General features: G+C 71.5%; 20 protein-coding genes. 10 read left to right on the top strand and 10 right to left on the bottom strand.

Features of this window, described 5'->3' with window-relative positions; genetic code table 11:
- Nucleotides 1–41: 41 nt before the first annotated feature.
- Nucleotides 42–752, top strand: a complete 711-nt coding sequence (locus tag ABZ862_RS10475; RefSeq protein ID WP_360955445.1) for a FadR/GntR family transcriptional regulator — start codon at nt 42–44, stop codon at nt 750–752.
- Here the strand turns inward: ABZ862_RS10475 and ABZ862_RS10470 are convergent.
- The 5 genes from ABZ862_RS10470 to ABZ862_RS10450 form a co-directional block, all read right to left on the bottom strand.
- Nucleotides 712–1,077: a hypothetical protein gene (locus tag ABZ862_RS10470; RefSeq protein ID WP_360955521.1), complete on the bottom strand. Its 366-nt coding sequence runs from the start codon at nt 1,075–1,077 to the stop codon at nt 712–714. The genes ABZ862_RS10475 and ABZ862_RS10470 overlap by 41 nt on opposite strands.
- 225 nt (nt 1,078–1,302) lie before the next feature.
- Nucleotides 1,303–2,070: an enoyl-ACP reductase FabI gene (gene fabI, locus ABZ862_RS10465; RefSeq protein WP_360955443.1), complete on the bottom strand. Its 768-nt coding sequence runs from the start codon at nt 2,068–2,070 to the stop codon at nt 1,303–1,305.
- A 4-nt stretch (nt 2,071–2,074) separates the two neighbouring features.
- Nucleotides 2,075–2,779, bottom strand: coding sequence for a 3-oxoacyl-[acyl-carrier-protein] reductase (gene fabG / locus ABZ862_RS10460; RefSeq protein ID WP_360955441.1), 705 nt, complete (start codon nt 2,777–2,779; stop codon nt 2,075–2,077).
- A 169-nt stretch (nt 2,780–2,948) separates the two neighbouring features.
- Nucleotides 2,949–3,335 carry a type II toxin-antitoxin system VapC family toxin gene (locus ABZ862_RS10455; protein WP_360955519.1) on the bottom strand — a complete coding sequence of 129 codons (387 nt, stop codon included), beginning with the start codon at nt 3,333–3,335 and terminating at the stop codon, nt 2,949–2,951.
- Between the two features lie 5 nt (nt 3,336–3,340).
- Complete coding sequence (locus tag ABZ862_RS10450) at nt 3,341–3,892, bottom strand: ATP-binding protein (RefSeq protein WP_360955439.1); 552 nt, start codon at nt 3,890–3,892, stop codon at nt 3,341–3,343.
- Between the two features lie 168 nt (nt 3,893–4,060).
- Here ABZ862_RS10450 and ABZ862_RS10445 point away from each other — a divergent pair, with 168 nt between their 5' ends.
- The 5 genes from ABZ862_RS10445 to tyrS all read left to right on the top strand — a co-directional run bounded on the left by ABZ862_RS10445 (nt 4,061) and on the right by tyrS (nt 9,446).
- Nucleotides 4,061–4,891 carry a helix-turn-helix transcriptional regulator gene (locus ABZ862_RS10445; protein WP_360955517.1) on the top strand — a complete coding sequence of 277 codons (831 nt, stop codon included), beginning with the start codon at nt 4,061–4,063 and terminating at the stop codon, nt 4,889–4,891.
- On the top strand, nt 4,888–5,079 hold the full coding sequence (locus ABZ862_RS10440; protein WP_360955437.1) for a DUF397 domain-containing protein: 192 nt from the start codon (nt 4,888–4,890) through the stop codon (nt 5,077–5,079). The genes ABZ862_RS10445 and ABZ862_RS10440 overlap by 4 nt, the downstream gene beginning before the upstream one ends.
- Nucleotides 5,080–5,167: 88 nt before the next feature.
- A complete protein-coding gene (locus ABZ862_RS10435; RefSeq protein ID WP_360955435.1) occupies nt 5,168–6,691 on the top strand; it encodes a TldD/PmbA family protein in 1,524 nt (507 codons plus the stop codon).
- Complete coding sequence (locus tag ABZ862_RS10430; RefSeq protein WP_360955433.1) at nt 6,688–8,103, top strand: metallopeptidase TldD-related protein; 1,416 nt, start codon at nt 6,688–6,690, stop codon at nt 8,101–8,103. The genes ABZ862_RS10435 and ABZ862_RS10430 overlap by 4 nt, the downstream gene beginning before the upstream one ends.
- A gap of 74 nt (nt 8,104–8,177) precedes the next feature.
- Nucleotides 8,178–9,446, top strand: a complete 1,269-nt coding sequence (gene tyrS / locus ABZ862_RS10425) for a tyrosine--tRNA ligase (RefSeq protein WP_360955431.1) — start codon at nt 8,178–8,180, stop codon at nt 9,444–9,446.
- A 120-nt stretch (nt 9,447–9,566) separates the two neighbouring features.
- Here tyrS and ABZ862_RS10420 read toward each other — a convergent pair whose 3' ends face one another.
- The gene (locus ABZ862_RS10420) at nt 9,567–9,863 is read right to left on the bottom strand and encodes a GlsB/YeaQ/YmgE family stress response membrane protein (protein ID WP_360955429.1); all 297 of its coding nucleotides are present in this window, start codon (nt 9,861–9,863) and stop codon (nt 9,567–9,569) included.
- Between the two features lie 262 nt (nt 9,864–10,125).
- Here ABZ862_RS10420 and ABZ862_RS10415 point away from each other — a divergent pair, with 262 nt between their 5' ends.
- Nucleotides 10,126–10,575: a DUF3099 domain-containing protein gene (locus tag ABZ862_RS10415; RefSeq protein ID WP_360955427.1), complete on the top strand. Its 450-nt coding sequence runs from the start codon at nt 10,126–10,128 to the stop codon at nt 10,573–10,575.
- Nucleotides 10,576–10,810: 235 nt separating this feature from the next.
- On the top strand, nt 10,811–11,041 hold the full coding sequence (locus tag ABZ862_RS10410; RefSeq protein ID WP_360955425.1) for a hypothetical protein: 231 nt from the start codon (nt 10,811–10,813) through the stop codon (nt 11,039–11,041).
- Between the two features lie 247 nt (nt 11,042–11,288).
- Here ABZ862_RS10410 and moaA read toward each other — a convergent pair whose 3' ends face one another.
- The 3 genes from moaA to ABZ862_RS10395 form a co-directional block, all read right to left on the bottom strand.
- Complete coding sequence (gene moaA / locus ABZ862_RS10405) at nt 11,289–12,278, bottom strand: GTP 3',8-cyclase MoaA (RefSeq protein WP_360955423.1); 990 nt, start codon at nt 12,276–12,278, stop codon at nt 11,289–11,291.
- 232 nt (nt 12,279–12,510) lie between these two features.
- A complete protein-coding gene (locus ABZ862_RS10400; RefSeq protein ID WP_360955421.1) occupies nt 12,511–14,130 on the bottom strand; it encodes a cation acetate symporter in 1,620 nt (539 codons plus the stop codon).
- On the bottom strand, nt 14,127–14,483 hold the full coding sequence (locus ABZ862_RS10395) for a DUF485 domain-containing protein (protein ID WP_360955419.1): 357 nt from the start codon (nt 14,481–14,483) through the stop codon (nt 14,127–14,129). Before ABZ862_RS10395 ends, ABZ862_RS10400 begins: the two co-directional genes overlap by 4 nt.
- Before the next feature lie 329 nt (nt 14,484–14,812).
- Between ABZ862_RS10395 and ABZ862_RS10390 the strand changes: the two genes are divergently transcribed.
- A complete protein-coding gene (locus tag ABZ862_RS10390) occupies nt 14,813–16,351 on the top strand; it encodes a S8 family serine peptidase (RefSeq protein ID WP_360955417.1) in 1,539 nt (512 codons plus the stop codon).
- 87 nt (nt 16,352–16,438) lie between these two features.
- Complete coding sequence (locus tag ABZ862_RS10385) at nt 16,439–17,878, top strand: CoA transferase (protein WP_360955415.1); 1,440 nt, start codon at nt 16,439–16,441, stop codon at nt 17,876–17,878.
- 24 nt (nt 17,879–17,902) lie between these two features.
- On the opposite strand, the gene ABZ862_RS10380 is transcribed toward ABZ862_RS10385, so the two are convergent.
- A complete protein-coding gene (locus tag ABZ862_RS10380; protein ID WP_360955515.1) occupies nt 17,903–18,631 on the bottom strand; it encodes a VIT family protein in 729 nt (242 codons plus the stop codon).
- Nucleotides 18,632–18,683 lie beyond the last annotated feature (52 nt).

Genomic DNA, 18,683 nt, shown 5'->3' with positions numbered 1-18,683 from the left:
CCTGGGCGCCGTTTTCCGGATCCCGCGTGCGAAGGTGAGTCATGCCCCTGAGCCATCCCCGCCGTTCGGCGCTGTCCGAGCAGGTCATCGCCGAGCTGCGCAACCAGATCACGTCGGGCGAGTGGCCGGTGGGATCACGCATCCCGACGGAGCCGGAGCTGGTCGAGCTGCTCGGCGTGGCGCGCAACACGGTGCGGGAGGCGGTGCGCGCGCTGGCGCACAACGGGCTGCTGGACATCCGCCAGGGCTCCGGCACGTACGTCGCCGCGACCAGCGAACTGGCCGGGGTGATGCACCGCCGGTTCGCGGACGCCGACCCGCGGCACATCGGGGAGCTGCGCGCCACGCTGGAGTCGGCGGCGGCGCGGATGGCGGCACAGCGGCGCACCGAGCGGGACCTGAAGCAGCTCGACGCGCTGCTGGTACGGCGCGAGGAGGCCTGGGAGTCGGGTGACACGGAGGCGTTCGTGTCGGCGGACGCGACGTTCCACCTGGCGGTGATGGCCGCGTCCGGCAACGAGGTCATGACGGCGATGTACGCGGACCTGGGCGAGGTGCTGCGGGACTGGCTGCGGGACGACCTGGGGGCGGCGCTGACGCCGGAGACGTACATGGACCACGCCCGGCTGGTCGACGCGATCCGGGGCGGCGACGCGGAGACGGCCGCGGCGGAGGCGGCGAGTTACCCGTTCCTGTGCCGCCCGGGGCGGATCAGCCCGCTGCCTGGCCCGTCGGCACCCGTTCGTGGGTGACCCAGGCCGAGCGGACCTCCTTCCAGCAGCGCCCGGTGAGCCGTACGTTCTGGGCGGGACCGGCCTCGACGGGGGCGGCGTCGGTGTCGAGGTCCCACCAGCGGGCGCATTCGACGTGCAGGCTGACGCGGTCCACGTCGACGTAGGGGTTGTGGCAGTCGGAGACGGCGTGCGAGCCGTGGACGACGGTCCGGCAGGCGGCGCCGAACAGATCGGGAACGGGTTTCCCGGCCGCGACGCGCGGATGCGGGGCCGCCTCGTCGGGCAGGGTCATGACGAGCAGGACGGCGACGCTCACTGAGGCCAGGCTGAGGGACAGGCGCACAAGGGGGACCTCCTCGGCGGGGCTGGGGAGGGATCGCATGAGGGAAGGCACCGGGGACGTAGCGGTGCCGTACCTCAGAATGCCTGGTCACGGCGGTGTCCCGCCCGCCGGATAAACCGAACGGGTGAGGGCCCGCGCCCCACAGGGGGACACGGACCCTCACCCGTGGCCGGAATCGACCGAAACCGGCCGAAACCAACTGGAGAAGAGGGAAACCGATCAGGCTCAGGCGCCGACGGCGTGCAGCCCGCCGTCCACGTGGACGATCTCGCCGGTGGTCTTCGGGAACCAGTCGCTGAGCAGCGCGACCACGCCGCGGGCGGCCGGGTCGGGGTCGTCGAGCTTCCACTCCAGCGGGGAGCGGGTGTCCCAGACGGAGGCCAGCTCGCCGAAGCCCGGGATGGACTTGGCGGCCATGGAGCCGATCGGACCGGCCGAGACCAGGTTGCAGCGGACGTTCTGCTTGCCGAGCTCGCGGGCGACGTAACGGCTGGTGGCCTCCAGGGCGGCCTTGGTGGGGCCCATCCAGTCGTACTGCGGCCAGGCGATCGTGGCGTCGAAGGTGAGGCCGACGACCGAGCCGCCGTTCTGCATCAGGGGCAGGCAGGCCATGGTCAGCGACTTCAGGGAGAACGCCGAGACGTGCATGGCCGTGGCGACCGACTCGAACGGCGTGTTGAGGAAGTTGCCGCCGAGGGCGTCCTGCGGGGCGAAACCGATCGAGTGCACGACACCGTCGAGACCGCCGAGCTCCTCACCGACCAGGTCGGCGAGCCGGCCGAGGTGCTCGGCGTTGGTGACGTCGAGCTCGATGACCTTGGCGGGCTTGGGGAGCTTCCGGGCGATCCGCTCCGTCAGCGACGGACGCGGGAACGCGGTCAGGATGACCTCGGCGCCCTGCTCCTGGGCCAGCTTGGCGACGTGGAAGGCGATGGACGACTCCATCAGCACGCCGGTGACCAGGACGCGCTTGCCTTCGAGAATTCCGCTCATGGTGTCAGTGACCCATTCCCAGTCCGCCGTCAACGGGAATGACGGCTCCAGTGATGTACGAGGCGTCGTCGGAGGCGAGGAACCGCACCGTTGCGGCGATCTCCTCCGGCTGCGCGTAACGACCGAGCGGCACCTGGGACACGATGGCGGAGCGCTGCTCGTCGGTGAGCGCCTTGGTCATGTCGGTGTCGACGAAGCCGGGTGCGACGACGTTGAACGTGATGTTGCGCGAGCCCAGCTCACGGGCGAGGGAGCGGGCGAAGCCGACCAGGGCGGCCTTGGAGGCGGCGTAGTTCGCCTGCCCCGCGGAGCCGAGCAGACCGACCACCGAGGAGATGAGCACGACGCGGCCCTTCTTCGCGCGCAGCATGCCGCGGTTGGCACGCTTGACGACGCGGAAGGTGCCGGTGAGGTTCGTGTCGATGACCGAGGTGAAGTCCTCCTCGGACATGCGCATCAGGAGCTGGTCCTTGGTGACGCCGGCGTTGGCGATCAGTACCTGGACGGGGCCGTGCTGGGCCTCGATCTCCTTGTAGGCCTGCTCCACCTGCTCCGGGTCGGTGATGTCGCACCGCACGGCGAAGAAGCCGGCCGGCGGTTCCCCGGACCGGTAGGTGATGGCGACCTTGTCACCGGCGTCGGCGAACGCACGGGCGATGGCGAGGCCGATGCCCCGGTTTCCTCCGGTGACGAGAACCGAGCGGCTCAACGGATCACCCTTTCGATAGCGGTCTGGCACACCCGCCCGAACATCTCAGGACAGGCGGCTTCCCAGAAAATCTATCGGTCGCACCCCCCTCACGGGCATTCGGGCACCGACAGTGGCTCGGGGGACTCACTGTCGGGTTTCTACAGTCGACCTGCTCCACCCCCCTGAGTCAGTCCACCATTCCGGGAGCATGAGCGGGCAGGCCCTCGGCGCGGGCCGTCTCCAGCACCTTGCGGTCGTACGTCACCAGTACCGTCAGGTCGTTCCGCAGCGCCAGCGCACTGGCGACATGGATGGCATCCAGCGTGCGCAGCCGTCCGACCAGGGCAGCCGCCCCGTCGCGCACCTCTCGGGTGAGCAGGATTTCGGTGACTCGGGTGTCCAGGTCTTCCATGGCTTTCGGAAAGTGCCCCACGAGGTCCAGAGTCCGCACGGTCTCCACGAAGCCGAGTGTGCTGGTGGCCAGAGGCGTGGTGACCCGCTGTGCGACAAACCCGTCCGACTCCACCCGGTGGTTGCGGCGTGTCAACCATGTGACCAGCACCGATGTGTCCATATAGATCACCGATCATCCTCCTCGCGCTCAGCCAGGAGCAGCGCGAGCGGATCCACCTCCTCCGGCACCTCGTAGTGGGGAGACGTCGTACCCACGATCTGCTCGCCGGCAGGAGAAACACACCAGGCGCACTCGGCCCATACGGTCTTGCCCGGTCCCGTCCGCGTGGTGACCCCCCAGCGCTCGGCCACGGCCGCCACCAGGAGCAGCCCCCGCCCGCCGTCCGCGTCCGTGGTGTCCGTGCCGGGCTGCGGCGGCTCCGGCTGCGCGGGGTGGGTGTCGGCCACCTCCACACGCACGACCCCGGCGCCGCGGTCACAGCGCAGCCGCAGCTCGAAGTCCCGCCCGGGGACGCAGCCGTGCAGCGCGGCGTTGGAGGCGAGTTCCGCCACGACGAGCGCGACGGTGTCGGAGGTCTCGCTGCCGTACGGCACACCCCAGACGTCCAGCCGGTGCACGGCCAGCCTCCTGGCGAGCCGGGCCCCTCGACGGGTGGCGGAGAAACGCTGGACGAACAGACTCACGGTGACGGCCGCTACGGCACGTGGTGCAGGCATGTGCCGAGATTTGCGGACCTTGCCGAGGGCCCGACAGGGACGCCGCCGACACAGCTGAGCCTGTGTCAGTCAGGCCGCTGAACTGGGTGGGTCACGCGCCGTGACGCCGAACAGGTGATGGCCGTTGAGCAGGATGACGCAACCGTGAGCGCGGGGAGGCACCTGGCCATGACGGCGGACAACAACGGACCCGAACTGTCCGACAGCCTGAAGACCTTCGGCGCGGTCCTCAAGGCGTTGCGTGAGGAATCCGGGCTCACCCAGGAGGAGTTCGCCACGCGGGTGCGGTACTCGCCCACGTACATCGCGAAGATCGAGCAGGGGAAGCGGTTCCCGCCGGGGGATCTGCCGGGGAGGACCGAGGACGTGCTGGGGCCGACAGCGGCCAAGGTCCTCGCGGCGGCGGCACGGAGTCTGACCCGGCGAGCCGGACTGGCGTCGTGGTTCCAGCACTGGGCGGAGATCGAGGAGGACGCCATCTCGCTCTACGCGTACGAGTGCCGGGTGATTCCAGGGCTGTTGCAGACGGAGGGGTACGCGCGAGCCATCTTCGAGCGCCAGCTCCCTCCGCACAGTGCGGAACAGATCGACCGCAAGGTGGCCGCCCGGCTGGAGCGGCAGGACCTGCTCGGCAAGCGGCCGAACACCGCGTTCACCTTCATCATCGAGCAGTCCGTTCTGGAACGCCGGATCGGCGGTGCGTCGGTCACCAAAGCTGTCCTCGACCATGTGCTCAGCATCGGCGAGCGCACCAACGTCGAGATCCAGGTCATGCCTCGGCGGCAGGAAGACCACTGCGGTTCCGACGGGCAGTTGTACCTGGCCGAGACACCGAGTCATCAGTGGTTCGGCTACACGGAAGGCCATCTGTCGAGCAACCTGATCGCAGATCCGGCCCAGGTGAGCGCGCTGCACCAGCGCTACGGCAAACTCCGTTCCCAAGCTCTGGACCACCGGGCTACGGTGACTCTCCTGGAACAGATGCGAGGAGCAGCATGATTGCCATCCCCGAACTGACCTGGTTCAAAAGCAGTCACAGCGGTGGAGACGGCGACAACTGCGTCGAGGTAGCCCTACGCCCCGGCATGGTCCACGTCCGTGACTCCAAGGACAAGCGCATCCGCCCCCTCGCCGTCGCGCCGGAGGCCTGGGCGGCGTTCACGGGGCTGGTGACCGGCGGGAGCTGAACTCGGCGGGCGGTGTTTCCCGTATGCGCCTCGCGTGCGACATGCTGCTGTGCAGCACCGCGTCGTCGCAGTGAAGGGAAACCTGCCCGTGCCCCATGACATCGATGAGTCGTTCCTGGCACTCCCCCTACGCCCGCTCGCCGATGCCGCGCTGGCACGGGCGCGGGCGCTGGGGGCCGAGCATGCCGATTTCCGGTTCGAGCGGGTGCGCAGCGCGTCGTGGCGGCTGCGGGACGCCAAGCCGGCGGGGGCGTCGGACAGTACCGACCTGGGGTACGCGGTGCGCGTGGTGCACGGCGGGGCGTGGGGGTTCGCGTCGGGCGTGGATCTGACGCTGGACGCCGCCGCCAAGGTGGCTTCGCAGGCCGTGGCGATGGCCAAGCTGTCGGCTCAGGTGATCGCGGCGGCCGGGTCCGAGGAGCGGGTGGAGCTGGCCGACGAGCCGGTGCATGCGGACAAGAGCTGGGTGTCGTCGTACGAGATCGATCCGTTCGACGTGCCCGACTCGGAGAAGTCCGGGCTGCTCGAGGAGTGGAGCGCGCGGCTGATGGCGGCGGCCGGGGTCGACCACGTCGACGCGTCGCTGCTCACCGTGCACGAGAACAAGTTCTACGCGGATACGGCGGGCACCGTCACCACGCAGCAGCGTGTGCGGCTGCATCCGCAGCTCACCGCCGTGTCCGTCGACGGGTCCAGCGGTGAGTTCGAGTCGATGCGCACGCTCGCGCCGCCGGTCGGACGGGGCTGGGAGTATCTGAAGGGCACCGGCTGGGACTGGGAGAGCGAGCTGGAGCAGATCCCGGAACTGCTCGCCGAGAAGATGCGCGCGCCCAGCGTCAGGGCGGGGCTGTACGACCTCGTCGTCGACCCGTCGAACCTGTGGCTGACCATCCACGAGTCCATCGGCCACGCCACCGAACTGGACCGCGCCCTGGGCTACGAGGCCGCCTACGCCGGTACCTCCTTCGCCACCTTCGACCAGCTCGGCACGCTGAAGTACGGCTCCGAGCCGATGAACGTCACCGGTGACCGCACCGCCGAGCACGGCCTCGCCACCGTCGGCTGGGACGACGAGGGGGTGGAGGCCCAGTCCTGGGACCTGGTCAAGGACGGGACGCTGGTCGGCTACCAGCTCGACCGCCGGATCGCGAAGCTGACCGGCCTCGGCCGTTCCAACGGCTGCGCCTACGCCGACTCCCCCGGCCATGTGCCCGTGCAGCGCATGGCCAACGTGTCGCTGAAGCCGGACCCGGCGGGTCTGTCGACCGAGGGCCTCATCGGCGGTGTCGACCGCGGGATCTATGTGGTCGGGGACCGGTCGTGGTCCATCGACATGCAGCGCTACAACTTCCAGTTCACCGGGCAGCGGTTCTACCGGATCGAGAACGGGCGGCTGACCGGGCAGTTGAGGGACGTCGCCTATCAGGCCACGACCACCGACTTCTGGGGGTCGATGGCCGCCGTCGGCGGGCCGCAGACCTATGTCCTGGGCGGGGCCTTCAACTGTGGCAAGGCCCAGCCGGGTCAGGTCGCCGCCGTGTCGCACGGTTGCCCGTCCGCCCTGTTCAAGGGCGTCAACATCCTCAACACCACCCAGGAGGCCGGTCGATGAGCGCCCCCACCAGCAGCAAGGGCGGCAGGGCGAGTGCGCCGCACGAGGTCGTCGAGCGGGCGCTCGCGCTGTCCCGGGCCGACGGGTGTGTCGTCATCGCCGACGAGTACTCGACCGCCAATCTGCGGTGGGCCGGTAACGCGCTCACCACCAACGGGGTCACGCGCGGGCGTTCGCTGACCGTCATCGCCACGGTGGACGGCAAGGAGGGCACCGCGTCGGGGGTCGTGACCCGGGCCGCGGTGACCGCCGGTGACCTGGAGCCGCTGGTGCGGGCCGCGGAGGCCGCCGCGCGCGGGGCCGGGGCCGCCGAGGACGCCCAGCCGCTGGTGGCGGGGGTGCCCGAGTCGCCGGACTTCACCGACGCGCCCGCCGAGACCTCGTCCGCCGTCTTCGCCGACTTCGCTCCCGCGCTCGGTGAGTCGTTCGCCCGGGCGCGGGCCGGCGGGCGTGAGCTGTACGGGTTCGCCAATCACGAGTTCGTGTCCACCTACGTGGGGACGTCCACCGGGCTGCGGCTGCGGCACGACCAGCCCAACGGGACGCTGGAGCTGAACGCCAAGTCGCCCGACCGGACCCGGTCGGCGTGGGCCGGGCGGTCGACCCGGGACTTCAAGGACGTCGACCCCGCCGTCCTGGACGCCGAACTCGCCGTACGGCTCGGGTGGGCCCAGAGGCGTGTCGCGCTGCCCGCCGGGCGGTACGAGACGCTGCTGCCGCCGTCCGCCGTGGCCGATCTGCTGATCTACCAGCTGTGGTCGGCGTCGGGCCGGGACGCGGTCGAGGGGCGGACGGTGTTCTCCAAGCCCGGCGGCGGCACCCGCGTCGGCGAGCGGCTCAGCGAGCTGCCGCTGACCCTGCGCAGCGACCCGCACGAGCCGGGGCTGGAGAGCGCGCCGTTCGTGCTGGCGCACTCCTCCGGCGGTGATCAGTCCGTCTTCGACAACGGGCTGCCCGTCACGGCGACGGAGTGGATCGCGGACGGGTCGCTCGCCCGTCTCACCACCACCCGGCACACCGCCGCCCTCACCGGGCTGCCGGTCGCCCCGGGGACGTCCAATCTCATCCTCGACGCCGGCGGCGACCGCTCGCTCGACGACATGGTGCGCGACACCGGGCGCGGGCTGCTGCTGACCTGCCTCTGGTACATCCGCGAGGTCGATCCGGCGACCCTGCTGCTCACCGGTCTGACCCGGGACGGCGTCTACCTCGTCGAGAACGGCGAGGTGACCGGCGAGGTCAACAACTTCCGGTTCAACGAGTCGCCGGTGGACCTGCTCGGGCGGGCCACCGAGGCCGGGCGCACCGAGAAGACGTTGCCGCGGGAGTGGAGCGACTGGTTCACCCGGGCCGCGATGCCCGCGCTGCGCGTACCCGATTTCAATATGAGCTCTGTCAGCCAGGGCGTATAACCTCGTAGCCGGGCACGGGCCCGGTCCGGGCCCGGCTGCGAGAGCTGTCCAGCTATCTAGGAGATACGAGAACCGTGACGGACATCGTCGACGAGCTGAAGTGGCGGGGGCTGTTCTCCCTGTCCACCGACGAGGACGCTTTGCGCAAGGCGCTCGCGGACGGTCCCGTCACGTTCTATTGCGGCTTCGACCCGACGGCACCGTCCCTGCACGTGGGGCACCTGGTGCAGGTGCTCACGGTGCGCCGGCTCCAGCAGGCCGGGCACCGGCCGCTGGCCCTGGTCGGCGGGGCCACCGGGCTGATCGGCGACCCGCGGCCGACGGCCGAGCGCACGCTCAACGATCCTGAGACGGTCGCCGGGTGGGTCGGGCGGCTGCGTGCGCAGATCGAGCCGTTCCTGTCCTTCGAGGGCGAGAACGCGGCCGTGATGGTCAACAACCTCGACTGGACCGAGGGTCTGTCGGCGATCGAGTTCCTGCGGGACATCGGCAAGCACTTCCGCGTCAACAAGATGCTGACCAAGGACTCCGTGGCCCGCCGTCTGGAGTCCGACCAGGGCATCAGCTACACCGAGTTCAGCTACCAGCTGCTCCAGGGCATGGACTTCCTCCAGCTCCTCCGCCGCTACGGCTGCACCCTCCAGCAGGGCGGCAGCGACCAGTGGGGCAACCTCACCGCCGGTCTGGACCTGATCCACCGGCTGGAGCCGCACGCCGAGGTGCACGCGCTGGCGACCCCGCTGATGACCAAGGCGGACGGCACCAAGTTCGGCAAGACCGAGGGCGGCGCGGTCTGGCTCGACCCGGAGATGACGACGCCGTACGCGTTCTACCAGTTCTGGCTGAACGTGGACGACCGGGACATCTCCCGCTACCTGCGGATCCTGTCCTTCCGTTCCCGTGCGGAGCTGGAGGAGCTGGAACGGCAGACCGAGGAGCGGCCCCAGGCCCGCGCCGCGCAGCGCGCCCTCGCCGAGGAGCTGACGACGCTGGTGCACGGCGCCGGTCAGACGGCCGCCGTGATCGCCGCGTCCCGGGCGCTGTTCGGGCAGGGCGAGCTGGCGGACCTCGACGAGCCGACGCTGGCGGCGGCCCTCTCCGAGCTGCCGCACGTCAAGGTCGCCGAGCCCGGCCCGGTGGTCGACCTGTTCGCCGAGGTGGGGCTGGTCGCCAGCAAGTCGGCCGCGCGGCGCACCGTCAAGGAGGGCGGTGCCTACGTGAACAACGCCAAGGTGACCGCCGAGGACGCGGTGCCCGCCGCGGAGGACCTGCTGCACGGCCGCTGGCTGGTGCTGCGCCGGGGCAAGAAGAACCTGGCCGCGGTCGAGGTCACCGGCGCGTAGCCGTTCCACGGAACAGCGGAACAGACGAAGGAGGGCGGCTCCCCCTGACCGGGGAGCCGCCCTCCTTCTCCTGTCCGCTTCGCCGTCGGACAGGGGTCCGGGTGGCGCCGCCGAGGGCCGTCAGGCCCGGCCGGCCTGGGTGCGCTGGAGCTTCTTGTTGCCCCACAGCGCCATGTACAGCATGTCGCCGAAGAACACGATCACGATCGCGGCGATCAGCTGGAACAGATGCCGGGTCCAGTCGATGCCGCTGGTCGCCTCGACGCCGAAGGCGCGGGCGAGGGCGTTGCCGACGAGCGCGCCGAGCATGCCGAAGATGATGGTCAGCCAGAGGGGGCTGTGCTGTCTGCCGGGGATGAGCAGCTTGGCGATCACGCCCAGTACGAGTCCCACGATGATCGCCCACAACCAGCCCATGGCTGCCTCCTCGTCCCGTCCGTCGTGATCATCACGACGAGTCTCGGGCCTGTGCGGTGTGCGGCGCACGCCGGGTACGGCCGTCCGGGGGACGGCCCCGCGGCGTGCGGCGCGGGACGTCCGCGCAGGCGGTGGGCGCCCCGGTCTCGAAGGCTGCGGAGGCCCGGCGTACCGTGGAAGCAGTGTGCGGGGCCGGCGCTCCTGCCGGGGACGGGGCGATACGGGCCGGGGCGAGTCCGATGCGGGCGGATGGTGGAATCAGATGCGGAAGCAACAAGACGGCAGCGTCCAGGTGTTCCGGATCACCGGCGCCCGGACGGGACTCGCGGAGGATGTGCGCGGCCGGCAGCGGCGGTACATCATCTCCATGACCGTCCGCACGCTGTCGGTGATCCTCGCGGTGACCCTGTGGAACGTCGAACGGTACGTCGCCGTCGTGGCGCTGGTGCTCGGCGCGGTCCTGCCCTACATCGCCGTCGTGGTCGCCAACGCGGGACGCGAGCGGGCGCCGTCGCTGCCGTCGACGTTCGTGACCTCACCGATGCGGCCGATGATCTCGTCGGCGGCGGAGGACGAGCACCGGCAGGACTCCGGGCCGTACGCGCGGCAGCGTTCCGGACCGCATGCGGACGCCCGCCCGGAGCCCGGCCCGGAAGACCGTGCCGGCGATCACCCGAAGGGGACCCGCGCCGAACGGCCCAAGGGGCCGTGAGCTCGCCCGACGGGCGGCCGCCGGGCTGCGGGGCCGTGCCGTGGGCGAGAAAAGCTTCAGATCAATCGTGCTGTTCAGCTGCCGGGCCCGGGGTGATGCGTGACATACTGCGTACGCGCTCCGCATCCCCCGTCGGAGCGACGGACCGACGCCGGGCAGCTCCCCCCGTGGCTGCTCGGCGTCGCCCATTCCACGGGGTCTGGTCCCCGTGAAGCGAGTTCTGCGAGACGAACCGGTGAATCCCCCGACTGCTGACGAAACCCCCCAGTGCTCCGCCAAGGGCTGCCGTGCCGGCGCCGTGTGGGTGCTGGCGTGGAACAACCCGAAGATCCACACGCCGGAGCGGCGCAAGACCTGGCTCGCCTGCGAGGAGCACCGCGAGCATCTCTCGTCGTTCCTCGGGATGCGCGGCTTCCTGAAGGACGTCGTCCCGCTGGCCGACTGGCAGACGGCCGAGACGCCGTAGCCCGCGCCGGGCGGCCGGCGGTCGCGACCCGGATCGCCGCGCTGTCGGGGTCCGTGGCGCCGAGCCGCCGTGGTACAGATCGCCGGGCGGCCCCGTGGGCCGGGGCGCCGTAGCCGGCCGCTGAGCAGCCGGACAGCCGTGATCAAGGCGTCCGACAGCCGTGGCCAGCCGCCGGGCAGCCGCGGCCCGGTGGCCGACAGCCGCACCCCGGGGCGCCCGCAGTCGCGGCCCCGGGGCCGGGCGGGGCTCAGCCGCCGATGGCTGACATCGGGCGGTCCGGCTGGTGGAACGACGGGTCGTCCAGGCCGGAACCGGCCTTCTTGCCCCACATCGCCAGCCGCCAGATGCGGGCTATCTCCTCGTCGGGGGCGTCCGAGCGCAGGGCGGCACGCAGGTCGGTCTCCTCGGTGGCGAACAGACAGGTGCGGATCTGGCCGTCGGCCGTCAGACGGGTGCGGTCGCAGGCCGCGCAGAACGGGCGGGTGACGGACGCGATCACCCCGACCCGGTGCGGGCCGCCGTCCACCAGCCAACGCTCCGCCGGGGCGGCGCCGCGCTGCCGCTCGCCCTCGGGGGTCAGCTCGAAACGGGTGCGGAGGGACGTCAGGATGTCGTCGGCCGTGACCATGCCCTCGCGCTTCCAGCCGTGCTGCGCGTCCAGCGGCATCTGCTCGATGAAGCGGAGTTCGTAGTCGTGCTCGACGGCCCAGGCCAGCAGGTCGGGGGCCTCGTCGTCGTTGAGCCCGGGCATCAGTACCGCGTTGACCTTCACGGGGGCCAGGTCCGCCTCGCGGGCCGCGGCGAGGCCGTCCAGGACGTCCTGGTGGCGGTTGCGGCGGGTGAGCGCCTTGAAGACGTCCGGGCGCAGGGTGTCCAGCGAGACGTTGACCCGGTCCAGACCCGCCTTCTTCAGGACGTTCGCGGTGCGTTTGAGGCCGATGCCGTTCGTCGTCAGGGACATCTGGGGGCGCGGCTCCAGCGCCGCGACCCGCTCGACGATGCCGGGGAGGCCGGGGCGCAGCAGTGGCTCGCCGCCGGTGAAGCGGACCTCGCGGATACCGAGGGCGGTGACCGCTATGCCGATGAGGCGGACGATCTCGTCGTCGGTGAGCAGATCGGGCTTGGCCAGCCACTGCAGGCCCTCCTCGGGCATGCAGTACGTGCACCGGAGGTTGCAGCGGTCGGTCAGGGAGACCCTCAGGTCGGTCGCCACTCGGCCGTAGGTGTCGATGAGCACGCTGGCCTCCTTCCTCGCGGTGGTGCGGTGCGGTACATGGCCTGGGGTACCCGCACACGGATACCCGCACCGGATATGTACAGCCGCGGTTCGTATTTTCCGTCATCTGTGAGACTACGTGACCGCGGTGACAACGCCCATGCCCCGGGGCCGCCGGGTCCAGGGACCGAACGGCCGCGCCGCGGGCCCTTACGGGTCCTGCGGCGCGGCCGGTGCCGTCGTAGGGCGGCGCTCAGTGCGCGCCGGTGCCGGTCAGCGAGCGCACCTCCAGTTCCGCGTACTTGGCGGCGTCCGGTTCCTCCTTCGACAGGTAGGTGCCGAGGACGCCGAGGAGGAAGCCGACCGGGATGGAGATGAGGCCGGGGTTCTCCAGCGGGAACCAGTGGAAGTCGACGTCCGGGAACATGGACGTCGGTTTGCCGGAGACGACCGGGGAGAACAGCACCAGGCCCACGGCGGTGACGAGACCGCCGTAGATCGACCACAGGGCGCCGCCGGTGGTGAACCGCTTCCAGAAGAGGCTGTAGAGGATCGTCGGGAGGTTGGCGGAGGCGGCGACCGCGAAGGCGAGGGCGACCAGGCCCGCCACGTTCAGGTCGCGGGCCATGGCGCCCAGCAGGATGGACACCGCGCCGATGCCGACCGTGGCCCAGCGGGCCGCCCTGAGCTCCTCCTTCTCGGTGGCGGTGCCCTTCTTGATGACGTTGGCGTAGATGTCGTGCGCGAAGGACGACGACGAGGCGAGGGTGAGGCCCGCGACGACGGCGAGGATGGTGGCGAAGGCGACGGCGGAGATGGTCGCCAGCAGGATCGCGCCCCAGTTGGAGTCGACGCCGCCCAGGTGCAGGGCGAGCAGGGGTGCGGCGGTGTTGCCCGCCTTGTTGGAGGCGATGATCTCGTCCGGTTTGATCAGGGCGGAGGCGCCGAAGCCGAGGGCGAGGGTCATCAGGTAGAAGGCGCCGATCAAGCCGATCGCCCAGATCACGGACTTCCGGGCGGCCTTGGCGGTGGGCACGGTGTAGAAGCGGATCAGGATGTGCGGCAGGCCCGCGGTGCCGAGCACCAGGGCGATGCCGAGCGAGATGAAGTCGAGCTTGGTGGTGCCGGTGGCGCCGTACTTGAGGCCGGGCTCCAGGAACGCGGTGCCCTTGCCGCTGTTGTCGGCGGCCTTGCCGAGCAGGTCGGAGATGTTGAAGTGGAACTTGGCCATGACCATGACGGTGAGCAGCAGGGCGCCCGCCATCAGCAGCACGGCCTTGACCATCTGCACCCAGGTGGTGCCCTTCATCCCGCCGATGGTGACGTACACGATCATCAGGACGCCGACGAGGGCGACGATGCCGATCTTGCCGCTGTCGGAGGTGATGCCGAGCAGCAGGGAGACGAGGACGCCGGCACCGGCCATCTGGGCGAGCAGGTAGAAGATCGACACGACGATCGTGGAGGTGCCGGCGGCGGTGCGGACCGGGCGCTGGCGCATGCGGTAGGCCAGGACGTCGCCCATGGTGTAGCGGCCGGAGTTGCGCAGCGGCTCGGCGACCAGGAGCAGGGCGACCAGCCAGGCGACCAGGAAGCCTATGGAGTAGAGGAAGCCGTCGTAGCCGAAGAGGGCGATGGCGCCGGCGATGCCGAGGAAGGAGGCGGCGGACATGTAGTCGCCGGAGACGGCGAGGCCGTTCTGGAAGGCGGTGAACTGGCGGCCTCCCGCGTAGAAGTCGGCGGCGTCCTTGGTCTGCCGGCCCGCCCACACGGTGATGACGAGGGTCGCGACGACGAACACCGAGAACAGGCTGATGATCAGCGTCCGGTGCTCGCCGGCCGCCCCCGCGGCCAGGGTGATCGTGTTGCTCATGCGTCGCCCTCCATGCGGGACTTGATCGCCTCGGCCTTGGGGTCGAGCTTCGCGGCGGCGTGCCGGGCGTACCAGTAGGCGATCAGGAACGTGGTGAGGAACTGGGCCATGCCCAGTACCAGGGCGACGTTGATGTTGCCGAACAGCCTGGTGCCCATGAAGTCGCCCGCGTAGTTCGACAGCAGGACGTACAGCAGGTACCAGGTGATGAAGCCGACCGTCAGCGGGAACGCGAACGAGCGGTGGGACTGGCGCAGTTCGGCGAACTCCGGGCTGCCTTGCACCTCGGTGAACTCGTCGGCCGAGGGAAGCCGGTCCGGTGTCTTCGAGGGCGGTGGTGTCTCGGTGGCCACGGAGTCTCCTCGCTTTGCGGGCATGCGGTTGCCGGTCTCTGGGTCACATGACTCACGGCACGGGGAGTGAGCGGCAGGTTCCCCCGCGTGGGTCCGGCGGTCGCCGCCGTCGTCCCGGCGGCTCCCTGCCCAACGTCACGGCGCGGTGCGGGGGGCGGTTCAACGCATTCGCACGGTTCTTCGGGAACTGCTCCTGGCCGCTCATTGCTGCCCGGCGCGTACGGAAGATAGTTTTCGCCCTGTACCGCTCGTCATGTACCTGCCCGAACACCACCGTGTCTCGGGCGGTTTCGCTTCCTCCCGTAGACCGAACTGGAGACACAGACCGCATGACAGTGCCTCAGCCGCGCCTCCGCCGCGTCCTCGTCCTCCCGCTCGGGACGGCCATGGCCACGGCTCTCGCCTTCCTCCCGAACGTCACCGCCTCCGCGGCGGAGCCGGCCGCCGCCCCGGCGTCGGCGTCGGTGGCCACCGACGCGACCGCGCTCAGCTACGTCGTCAACGTCCGCCCGGGACACGGTGTCCCGAAGCACGTGAGGAAGGCGATCGCCGACGCAGGCGGCACGATCGTGACGTCGTACGACGAGATAGGCGTGATCGTCGTCCACTCCTCGAACGCCGCCTTCGCCCCGACGCTGCGCGGGGTGCCCGGCGTGGAGTCCGCGGGCAACACCCGCAACGCGCCGCTGCCCGCGCAGTCGACGACCGACGAGGGCGCCCCCGTCGCGCTCGACGCCACGCAGATCGCCGACGCCACGGCCGAGGCCACCGACGGGCAGGACCCGCTGGAGCCCCTGCAGTGGGATCTGCCGGCCATCAAGGCGGACAAGGCGCACGAGAAGTCGCTCGGCAGCCCCGACGTCACCGTCGCGGTGATAGACACCGGCGTCGACGACACCCATCCCGACATCGCGCCCAACTTCGACCGGGCCGCCTCCGTCAACTGCGTGACGGGCAAGCCCGACACGACCGACGGTGCCTGGCGGCCGACGGCGGCGGAGAGCCCGCACGGCACCCACGTGGCCGGTGAGATAGCGGGCGCCAGGAACGGCGTCGGCATCACGGGCGTGGCGCCGGGCGTGAAGGTCGCCGGCATCAAGGTGGCCACCACCGCCGGGTACTTCTACACCGAGGCCGTGGTCTGCGGGTTCATGTGGGCGGCCGGGCACCACGTGGACGTCACCAACAACAGCTACTACACCGACCCCTGGTACTTCAACTGCAAGAACGACCCCGACCAGCGGGCCCTGGTGGACGCCATCACGAAGGCCACCCGGTACGCGGAGCACAAGGGGGTCGTCAACGTCGCCGCCGCGGGCAACGAGTCGTACGACCTGGCGGCCGACACCATCACCGACCCGGTGTCCCCCAACGACGGCACGCCCTCGGACCGCGTGATCGACCCGCGCACGTGCTACGACATACCGACCCAGCTGCCCGGCGTCGTCACGGTCGCGGCGACCGGCGCCAAGGGTCTCAAGTCGTCCTTCTCCAACTACGGCCTGGGCGTCATCGACATCGCCGCGCCCGGCGGTGACTCCACGGCGTACCAGAAGCCGGAGCCCCCGGCGACCAGCGGCCTGATCCTGGGCCCGCTGCCGGGCGGCCGGTGGGGGTACATGGCCGGTACGTCCATGGCGACCCCGCATGTGGCGGGCGTGGCCGCGCTCATCAAGTCCACCCATCCGCACGCCTCCGCCGCCCTGGTGAAGGCCCTGCTGTACGCCGAGGCCGACGCCACGCCGTGCACGGACCCGTACGACATCAACGGTGACGGCAAGGTCGACGCGGTGTGCGAGGGCACGAAGAACCGCAACGGCTTCTACGGATGGGGCACCGCGGACGCGCTGGACGCGGTGACGAAGTAGCCGGGAGGCGGCCGAGGCGGCCGATCGGCCGCCTCAGTTGGTCGGCCCCGTCGGCGGGTCGGTCGATCAGTCCTGCATAGTGCAGTCATGACTGCACTCGAGAACGCATGGTCGGCGCTGGGCGGGGAGCCCTCCCTTCTCGACCGGGTCACCACCGTGGTGCGGGAGGGCGCGCTCGATGCGCGCCTTCCCGTACGCCCTCTGGCGCGCGCCTGCGCGGGCGCGTGCGCGCTGGCCGCGGCCGAGCTGGGGGCGCGGCGCGCCGGACTCGCCGGGGTGCCCCGCGTCCGGATCGACGACGGGGCGCTCGCGGCCGCGTTCAGCAGCGAGCGTCAGCTGCTGGTCGACGGGCGGGCCCCGGTCTCCTTCGCGCCGCTGTCGCGTTTCTGGCGTACCGCGGACGGCTGGGTGCGCACCCACGCGAACTACCCGCACCACCGGGAGCGGCTGCTCGGCGCGCTGGGGCTCCCGCAGGACGCGACGGCGGACGACGTCGCCGCCCTGCTCGCCGGACGGCGGGCGCCGGAGGTGGAGGAGACGGTCTACGGCGCCGGGGGCCTGGCCGTCGCCCTGCGCACGCCCGCCGAGTGGGCCGCGCACCCGCAGTCCGCCGCCGTGGCCGCCCACCCGCTCGTCGAACGGGCCCCTCTCGGCCACGCGCCCGCCGCACTCCCGCCGCTCTCCGGCAGCGGCTCCGGCACCGGCCCCTTGCTGCCGGCAGCGGGGCTGCGGGTCCTCGACCTCACCCGGGTGCTCGCGGGCCCGGTCGCCACCCGCACCCTCGGCCTGCTCGGCGCGGACGTGCTGCGCGTGGACCCGCCCCGGTCGCCCGAACTGCCGGACCAGCACGCGGACACGGGCTTCGGGAAGCGGACGACGGCCCTGGACCTGTCCCTCGCCGGTGACCGGGCGGTGTTCGAGGAACTGCTGTCCGCAGCCGACGTGGTGGTCACCGGCTACCGGCCGGGCGCACTCGACCGCTTCGGCCTCTCCCCCGAGGCGCTGGCGGAACGCCGTCCCGGGCTGGTCGTGGCCCAGGTGTCGGCGTGGGGTGCGTACGGGCCGTGGGGCGGGCGGCGCGGCTTCGACAGCCTGGTACAGGTGGCGTCCGGCATCGCCGTGCTCGAGGGCTCGCCGTCCGCCCCCGGTGCCCTCCCGGTGCAGGCCCTGGACCACGGCACCGGTTATCTCCTCGCGGCGGCGGTGCTGCGGGCGCTCACGGAGCGGGCCGAGCGGGGACACGGGGCCGTGCTGCGGCTGGCGCTGGCCCGGACGGCCGCCTGGCTGACCGGCGGGGCGGGGGACGCGGGCGGGCGACACGCGGAGGAGGTCCCGCATACGGGGCCGGGCGTGTCGTACGAGGAGGCAGGCGCGCCCCACGACGCTCCGGACGCATGGCTCGCCGGGACGGACAGCGCCCTGGGACGGCTCAGGTACGCGCGTTCACCCGTCTCCTTCGACGGCGGACCGACCGACTGGACGCGCCCGCCGACCCCTTGGGGAAGCGACACGCCACGCTGGCTGTGAACCCCGGCCGCCAGTGCCGCGGCACTAGACCCCCGCCGCTCCCAGCAGGGACCCCGCCGCGTAGGTCACGCCCATCGCCAGGGCGCTGCCCAGGGCGTTGCGGAGGATCGCGGGGCGGGCCGCGGCGGCGCCCAGGCGGGCGCCGGCCCAGCCGGTGAGGACCAGGGCGGCCAGGACCGAGACCACCGTCACCGGCACCCGCCACCCCGTGGGCGGCAGCACGATGGCGAGCAGGGGCAGCAGCGCGCCGATCGTGAACGCCAGAAAGCTCGCCCAGGCGGCGTGCCACGGGTTGGTCAGCTCGTCGGGGTCGATACCGAGCTCCACGCGCGCGTGGGCGCGCAGCGCGTCCCGCTCGGTCAGCTGCCCGGCCGCCTCACGCGCCACCTCCGGGGACAGTCCCCGGTCCTCCAGCAGCCCCACGAGTTCGGCCAGTTCGGCCTCGGGCTGCTCGCGCAGCTCGCGCTTCTCCATGGCCAGTGCGGCCTTCTCCGAGTCGCGCTGGGTGGAGACGGACACGTATTCGCCCGCCGCCATCGACATCGACCCGGCGAGCAGCCCGGCCAGGCCCGCCGTGAGGAGGGCCGAGCGGTTGCTGGTGGCACCGGCCACGCCGACGACCAGTCCCGCGGTGGACACGATGCCGTCGTTGGCGCCCAGGACCGCGGCGCGCAGCCAGTTCAGGCGGGTGCCGAGGCCGCCGCCGTGGGCCTCGCCCTCGTGTGCGGGCTCGGCCGGACCGGCCGGGTCCATGGGGTGCGTCGCGTCTGCGGAGTCCGCCGGGCCGTTCGGGCCGTTCGGGCCG

Source organism: Streptomyces sp. NPDC047000 (assembly GCF_040644295.1).
Classification (GTDB): domain Bacteria; phylum Actinomycetota; class Actinomycetes; order Streptomycetales; family Streptomycetaceae; genus Streptomyces.
This window is presented reverse-complemented; position numbering and strand designations above follow the sequence as displayed.